We start from the raw sequence: 7,430 nt of genomic DNA, 5'->3' as shown, positions 1-7,430 counted from the left end.
CCGGGGCCGGCGCCCGGGCGGAGCGCGGCGCCGACGGCGTCCATCGCCGCGTCGAGGCGCTGGTGGTCGCCGTCGATGGCGTCGGCGGCCCGGTCGAAGCCGGGGACGGCGCGGCGCAGTTCGGGCCAGAGGACGGCGTCCTCGCTGTGGTGGTGCCAGTCGATCACCTCGCGCAGGCTGTGCCACCAGGCGACCACCCCGTCGGTGCGGGCGCCGGTCCCGGAGCGTGTGACGGCCACGAGCCGGGCGGCGTCGCGGCGCATCGCGATGTGCATCAGCGCGAATCCGTGGAAGTGCCCGGGCAGCGACGGGAGGTGTTCGCTCGTCATCGGTTCGGTACCGGTCATGGGTGCCTCCTCACGCGAGGGGGGACAGGAACGGGCGGCCGCCGTGTGCGGCCGCCCGTCCCACGGGTCCCGGTTGTCGGTCAGGCGTTCCAGACACCGCTGGCGGCGGCGTCCCGGGCGAAGTCGGCGAAGTCCTTCGGCTTGCGGCCGGTGGCCTCCTCGACCCCGTGCACGAGGTGGGCGTTGCGGCCGTCCAGGATCAGCCCGAACAGGTCGGCGAACTCGACGGGGAGCCCGTTCTCCTCAAGGGCCTTGCGGTACTCGTCCACGCTCACGGGGATGTACGTGATGGTGCGGCCGGTGGCCTTGCCCAGCTCCTGGGCGATGTCGCCGAAGCTGAGCAGGCGCGGGCCGGACAGCTCGTACGTCTTGCCGATGTGCTTGTCGTCGGTGAGTGCGGCGACGGCGACGTCCGCGATGTCGTCGGCGTCCACGAAGGGCTCCACCGCGTCCCCGGTCGGCAGGACGATCTCGCCGGCCATGACCAGGTCGTGGAAGAAGCTCTCGCTGAAGTTCTGGTTGAACCAGCTGGCGCGGACGACGGTCCAGTCCGCGCCCGACTCCTTCACCTTGTCCTCGCTGATGACCGCGCCCTCCTCGCCGCGCCCGGACAGCAGCACCAGGCGGCGCGCCCCCTTGGCGACGGCGGCCTTCGCGAACGCGCCGACGGTCTCGGCGGCTCCCGGGAAGGCGAGGTCGGGGTAGTAGGTGATGTAGACGGCGCTCACCCCGTCGAGGGCGGCGTCCCAGGTCGCGGGGTCCTCCCAGACGAAGGGGGGCGTGCCGGAGCGCGATCCGATGCGTACGGGGAGCCCTTTGGCGGACAGCCGCTCGGCGACCCGCCGCCCGGTTTTGCCCGTGCCGCCGATCACAAGGGTCGTGTTCGTCATGTTCGTCCCGTCTGTCGTGGCCTGCGTGGTGGTGTGGTGCACGTCGTTCTCGTCATGAGGGAGTGGTCGCGTGCGGATGGTGCTGGGGATCCGCACGGTGGCGGCGGTGGCGGCGCTGTCCGGTGGGGGTGGCTGCGGAAGGACCGTCGGGTACGGCCTTCATCCGCAGCGTAGGCAGCCCCTCGCCGGACGAGCCACGTCACCGGGCCCCGCCTCTAGCGGTTCTCCAGGGGCTCTCTGGGCGATCACCTCGTACGGTGGCGGGTCAGTAGCGGTAGTGGTCGGGCTTGTACGGGCCTTCGACCTCGACACCGATGTACGCGGCCTGCTCGGGACGGAGCGTCGTGAGCTTCACGCCGAGCGCGTCGAGGTGGAGACGGGCGACCTTCTCGTCCAGGTGCTTGGGCAGCACGTACACGTCGGTCGGGTACTCCTCGGGCTTCGTGAACAGCTCGATCTGCGCCAGCGTCTGGTCCGCGAACGAGTTGGACATGACGAACGACGGGTGACCCGTCGCGTTGCCCAGGTTCAGCAGCCGGCCCTCCGACAGCACGATCAGCACCCTGCCGTCGGGGAACGTCCAGGTGTGGACCTGCGGCTTGACCTCGTCCTTGACGATGCCCTCGATCGCCGCCAGACCGGCCATGTCGATCTCGTTGTCGAAGTGACCGATGTTCCCGACGATCGCCTGGTGCTTCATCCGGGCCATGTCCGAGGCCATGATGATGTCCTTGTTGCCCGTCGTCGTGACGAAGATGTCCGCCAGCTCCACCACGTCGTCGAGGGTGGCGACCTGGTAGCCGTCCATCGCCGCCTGCAACGCGCAGATCGGGTCGATCTCCGTGACGATCACCCGGGCACCCTGACCCCGCAACGACTCCGCGCAGCCCTTGCCCACATCCCCGTAACCGCAGACCACCGCGGTCTTCCCGCCGATCAGGACATCGGTCGCGCGGTTGATGCCGTCGATCAGCGAGTGGCGGCAGCCGTACTTGTTGTCGAACTTCGACTTCGTCACCGCGTCGTTCACGTTGATCGCGGGGAACAGCAGGCTGCCGTCGCGGTGCATCTCGTACAGGCGGTGGACACCCGTCGTGGTCTCCTCCGTGACGCCACGGATCTCGGAGGCCAGCTGCGTCCACTTCTGCGGCGACTCACCCAGCGTCCGGTTCAGCAGCGTCAGGATGTGCGCGTACTCCTCGCTGTCCGCCGTCGCCGGATCCGGAGCCGCACCCGCCTTCTCGAACTCCACACCCTTGTGCACCAGCAGCGTGGCGTCACCACCGTCGTCCAGAATCATGTTCGGACCACCGGTGGGAGTGTCCGGCCAGGTCAGCGCCTGCTCCGTGCACCACCAGTACTCCTCCAGCGACTCACCCTTCCAGGCGAACACCGGAACACCCGCCGGCGCCTCGGGGGTGCCGTTCGGGCCGACCGCGATCGCGGCGGCCGCGTGGTCCTGGGTGGAGAAGATGTTGCAGGAGGCCCAGCGCACCTGCGCGCCGAGGGCGACCAGGGTCTCGATCAGCACGGCGGTCTGCACGGTCATGTGCAGCGAGCCGGTGATGCGGGCCCCCGCCAGCGGCTGCACCGCGGCGTACTCCTTGCGGATCGACATCAGACCGGGCATCTCATGCTCGGCAAGCGTGATCTCCTTCCGCCCGAAAGCGGCAAGAGAGAGATCGGCGACCTTGAAATCGATGGTCTCAACTGGCATGGAGGCTCCTAGTGCTCATGACGTTGCGGTGGATGTCGAGGGTCGCCGTGGATTTGTTCAGCGTGATGTAGTGCAGCCCTGGCGCGCCTTCGGCGAGCAGCCGGTCGGCCATCAGCGTCGCGTGGGCGACGCCGATCTCGTACGCGATGTCCGGCCGGTGCTGCGCGGCTTCCAGGCGGTGGGCCAGGTCCTCGGGGAAGGCGGCGTCGGAGAGTTCCGCGAAGCGACGGATCTGCCGGACGTCGGTGGCCGGCATGATCTCCGGGATGATCGGGGTGGTGCAGCCGGCCGCCGCCACCCGGTCCCGCAGCCGCAGGTAGTCCTCCACGTCGAAGAACATCTGCGTGATGGCGTAGTCGGCCCCGGCGCGGCACTTGGCGACGAAGTGCCGGATGTCGCTGTCCCAGTCGGGCGAGCGCGGATGCCGTTCCGGGAAGGCGGCGACACCGATGGTGAAGTCCCCCAGCGAGCGGACCAGCTCGACCAGCTGGTAGGCGTGGTGGAAGCCGTCCGGGTGCGCGGTCCACTCCCCCTTGGGGTCGCCGGGCGGGTCGCCCCGCAGGACCAGTACGTCCCGCACCCCGGCGTCCGCGTACTGGCCGATGATGTGCCGGAGCTCGGCCACCGAGTGCCCGACGGCGGTCAGGTGGGCGACGGGCCGCAGGGTCGTCTCGGTGACCAGGCGCTTCGTGACGTCGATGGTGCGGTCCCTGGACGACCCGCCCGCGCCGTAGGTGACGGAGACGAAGTCGGGGCCCAGTGGTTCCAGGCGGCGGATGGCCTGCCACAGGGTCCGCTCGCCCTGGGCGGTGCGGGGCGGGAAGAACTCGAAGGAGAACGTCGGACGATCCGTGACCAGGTCCATCACCGGCCACCCCCCGCCCGGCCCGCGTTGAAGTACGACGCCTCGGGGTGGTGGACGACGATGGCGTCCGTCGACTGCTCCGGGTGGAGCTGGAACTCCTCGGACAGGTGCACCCCGATCCGTTCCGGCCGCAGCAGGTCCGCGATCTTGGCGCGGTCCTCCAGGTCGGGGCAGGCCGGGTAGCCCAGCGAGTAGCGGCAGCCCTGGTACTCGGTGCGCAGCATGCCGTCCAGGCCGTCGGGTTCGCGGCCGGCGATCCCGAGTCCGGCGCGGACGCGCGCGTGCCAGTACTCGGCCAGCGCCTCCGCCAGCTGCACGGAGAGGCCGTGGAGTTCGAGGTAGTCGCGGTACGAGCCGGAGGCGAAGAGCTCCGCGGTGGCCTCGCCGATCCTGGAGCCGACGGTCACGATCTGGAGCCCGACCACGTCCGTCTCGCCGGAGTCCTCCGGCCGGAAGAAGTCCGCCAGGCACAGGCGGCGGCCGCGCGGCTGGCGGGGGAAGGTGAACCGGGTCCGCTCGTGCCCGTTCTCGTCCAGGATGATGAGGTCGTCGCCCTTGGACACGCACGGGAAGTAGCCGTGCACGACGGCCGCTTCGAGCAGGTTCTCCGTGCGCAGCCGGTCCAGCCACATCCGCAGCCTCGGCCGGCCCTCCGCATCGATCGTGTCGCCCTTCAGCCCCCACTGGCCCTTGAACAGGGCGGCCTCGTCCAGCCAGGAGGTGTACTCCTTGTGCGGGATGCCCTTGACGACCCGGGTGCCCCAGAACGGCGGGGCGGGGACGGGGTTGTCGACGGCGACGTCCGACCGTCCGACGTCCGCCGGCTCCTCGAACTTCGGCTCCCTCAGCGGTACGCGGCGCTGCTTCAGCGGGGGCAGCGCCGCCCCGGGTACGCCGCGCTTGACGGCGATGAGCGCGTCCATCAGGCGCAGGCCCTCGAAGGCGTCGCGCGCGTAGCGCACCTCGCCCTCGTAGATCTCGTGCAGGTCCTGCTCGACGTAGGCGCGGGTGAGGGCGGCGCCGCCGAGGATCACCGGGTAGTCGGCGGCCAGCTTGCGCTGGTTCAGCTCCTCCAGGTTCTCCTTCATGATCACCGTGGACTTCACCAGCAGCCCGGACATCCCGATGACGTCCGCCTTGTGCTCCACGGCCGCGTCCAGGATGGCCGAAACGGGCTGCTTGATGCCCAGGTTGACCACGTTGTAGCCGTTGTTGGAGAGGATGATGTCGACCAGGTTCTTGCCGATGTCGTGGACGTCGCCGCGGACGGTCGCCAGGACGATGGTGCCCTTGCCCTCCTCGCCCTCGGCCCGCTCCATGTGCGGTTCGAGGTACGCCACCGCGGCCTTCATGACCTCGGCGGACTGGAGGACGAACGGCAGCTGCATCTGCCCGGAGCCGAAGAGCTCGCCCACGACCTTCATGCCGTCCAGCAGCGTGTCGTTGACGATGTCCAGGGCCTTGCGGGTGGTCAGCGCCTCGGCGAGGTCGCCGTCCAGGCCGTTCTTCTCGCCGTCGATGATCCGGCGCTTGAGGCGCTCGTCCAGCGGCAGGGCGGCCAGCTCCTCGGCCTTGCCCTCCTTGAGGGACTTCATGTTGACGCCCTCGAACAGCTCCATGAGGTTCTGCAGGGGGTCGTAGCCCTCGGCGCGCCGGTCGTAGACGAGATCCAGCGCGACCTCGACCTGCTCCTCCTCGAGGCGCGCGATCGGCAGGATCTTCGACGCGTGCACGATCGCCGAATCCAGGCCCGCCTTCACGCACTCGTCCAGGAAGACCGAGTTCAGCACGATCCGGGCGGCCGGGTTCAGACCGAAGGAGATGTTCGACAGGCCCAGGGTCGTCTGCACGTCCGGGTGGAGCCGCTTCAGCTCGCGGATCGCCTCGATGGTGGCGATCCCGTCCTTGCGGGACTCCTCCTGGCCCGTGCAGATGGTGAAGGTCAGGGTGTCGATGAGGATGTCCGACTCGCGGATGCCCCAGTTGCCGGTCAGGTCCGCGATGAGCCGTTCCGCGATGGCGACCTTGTGCTCGGCGGTCCGGGCCTGGCCCTCCTCGTCGATGGTCAGCGCGATCAGCGCGGCACCGTGCTCCGCCGCCAGCCGCGTCACCTTCGCGAAACGCGACTCCGGGCCGTCGCCGTCCTCGTAGTTGACGGAGTTGACGACGGCCCGCCCGCCCAGCCGTTCCAGGCCGGTGCGCAACACGTCGACCTCGGTGGAGTCCAGCACGATCGGCAGCGTCGACGCGGTCCCGAGGCGCCCCGCGAGCTCGTCCATGTCGGCGACGCCGTCGCGACCCACGTAGTCCACGCACAGGTCGAGCATGTGCGCGCCCTCGCGGACCTGCTCCCTGGCCATCTCCACGCAGTCGTCCCAGCGGCCTTCGAGCATGGCCTCGCGGAACTTCTTGGACCCGTTGGCGTTCGTGCGCTCGCCGATCGCCAGGTACGCCGTGTCCTGGCGGAACGGCACCGTCTGGTAGAGCGACGCCGCACCCGGCTCCGGCTGCGGGGCCCGGTCCGGCGGCACGACGCCCCGCACCCGCTCCACGACAGCCCGCAGGTGGTCCGGCGTCGTCCCGCAACAGCCGCCCACCAACGACAGGGCGTAGTCCCGTACGAACGCCTCCTGCGCGTCCGCCAGGCCGTCCGGCCCCAGCGGGAAGAAGGCGCCGTCCGCGCCCAGCACGGGCAGACCCGCGTTGGGCATGCACATCAGCGGGGTCGCCGAGTGGCGGGCCAGATGGCGCAGGTGCTCGGTCATCTCGGCGGGGCCGGTCGAGCAGTTCAGGCCGATGAGGTCGATGCCCAGCGGCTCCAGGACCGTGAGCGCCGCGCCGATGTCCGAGCCGAGGAGCATCGTCCCGGTCGTCTCGAAGGCGAGCGAGCAGATCAGCGGGACCCGGATGCCCGTCGCGTCCATCGCGCGGCGCGCGCCGACCAGTCCGGCCTTCGTCTGGAGGAGGTCCTGCGTCGTCTCCACGATCAGCGCGTCGGCGCCGCCGGCGAGCAGCCCCTCGGCGTTCGCCTGGAAGCCGTCCCGGATCGTGGCGTACCGGATGTGACCGAGCGAGGGCAGCTTGGTGCCGGGCCCCATGGAGCCGAGGACCCAGCGCTGCTCGCCGGTGGACTCGGTGAACGCGTCGGCGGCCTCGCGGGCGATGCGCGCACCGGCCTCGGACAGTTCGTGGACCCGCTCGGGGATGTCGTACTCGCCGAGCGCCGCGTGGTTGGCGCCGAAGGTGTTCGTCTCGACGCAGTCCACGCCCGCGGAGAAGTACGCGTCGTGGACGGAGCGCACGATGTCGGGGCGGGTCGCGTTGAGGACCTCGTTGCACCCTTCCAGCTGCTGGAAGTCCTCAAGGGTCGGGTCCTGCGCCTGGAGCATGGTGCCCATCGCGCCGTCGGCCACCACCACGCGGGTGGCGAGCGCGTCCCGGAGCGCGGCGACCCGCTCCGCCGCGGTCATGACGCACCGCCCAGGACGGGGGCGAGCGCGGCCGCCGCCTCGGAGCCGTACTGCCGCCGCAGGATGTCCAGCACGCGGCCGGCCTCCGGCTCGTACGCCTGGGAGCCCACGGCCCCCAGCGCCAGCGAGGCGACCGCGCAG

The 7,430-nt window shown here is 70.4% G+C and carries 5 protein-coding genes; all 5 read right to left on the bottom strand.

Translation table 11 applies throughout. From position 1 onward, the window contains the following. Positions 1–347: hemerythrin domain-containing protein (locus tag G3I41_RS33785; protein WP_164404341.1), on the bottom strand; the 347-nt coding region annotated here is incomplete at its 3' end. A gap of 80 nt (positions 348–427) precedes the next feature. Then, the gene (locus G3I41_RS33780; RefSeq protein ID WP_203602047.1) at positions 428–1,237 is read right to left on the bottom strand and encodes an NmrA family NAD(P)-binding protein; all 810 of its coding nucleotides are present in this window, start codon (positions 1,235–1,237) and stop codon (positions 428–430) included. Between the two features lie 265 nt (positions 1,238–1,502). Further along, a complete protein-coding gene (gene ahcY / locus G3I41_RS33775; protein ID WP_164404340.1) occupies positions 1,503–2,954 on the bottom strand; it encodes an adenosylhomocysteinase in 1,452 nt (483 codons plus the stop codon). After that, a complete protein-coding gene (gene metF / locus G3I41_RS33770; RefSeq protein WP_164404339.1) occupies positions 2,944–3,819 on the bottom strand; it encodes a methylenetetrahydrofolate reductase [NAD(P)H] in 876 nt (291 codons plus the stop codon). The genes ahcY and metF overlap by 11 nt, the downstream gene beginning before the upstream one ends. Beyond that, positions 3,819–7,289 carry a methionine synthase gene (gene metH / locus G3I41_RS33765; RefSeq protein WP_164404338.1) on the bottom strand — a complete coding sequence of 1,157 codons (3,471 nt, stop codon included), beginning with the start codon at positions 7,287–7,289 and terminating at the stop codon, positions 3,819–3,821. The genes metF and metH overlap by 1 nt, the downstream gene beginning before the upstream one ends. Positions 7,290–7,430 lie beyond the last annotated feature (141 nt).

Source organism: Streptomyces sp. SID9727 (genome assembly GCF_010550605.1).
In the GTDB taxonomy this organism is placed as follows: Bacteria; Actinomycetota; Actinomycetes; order Streptomycetales; family Streptomycetaceae; genus Streptomyces.
The sequence above is the reverse complement of the archived record's forward strand: the minus strand, read 5'-3'. Positions and strand labels throughout refer to the sequence as shown.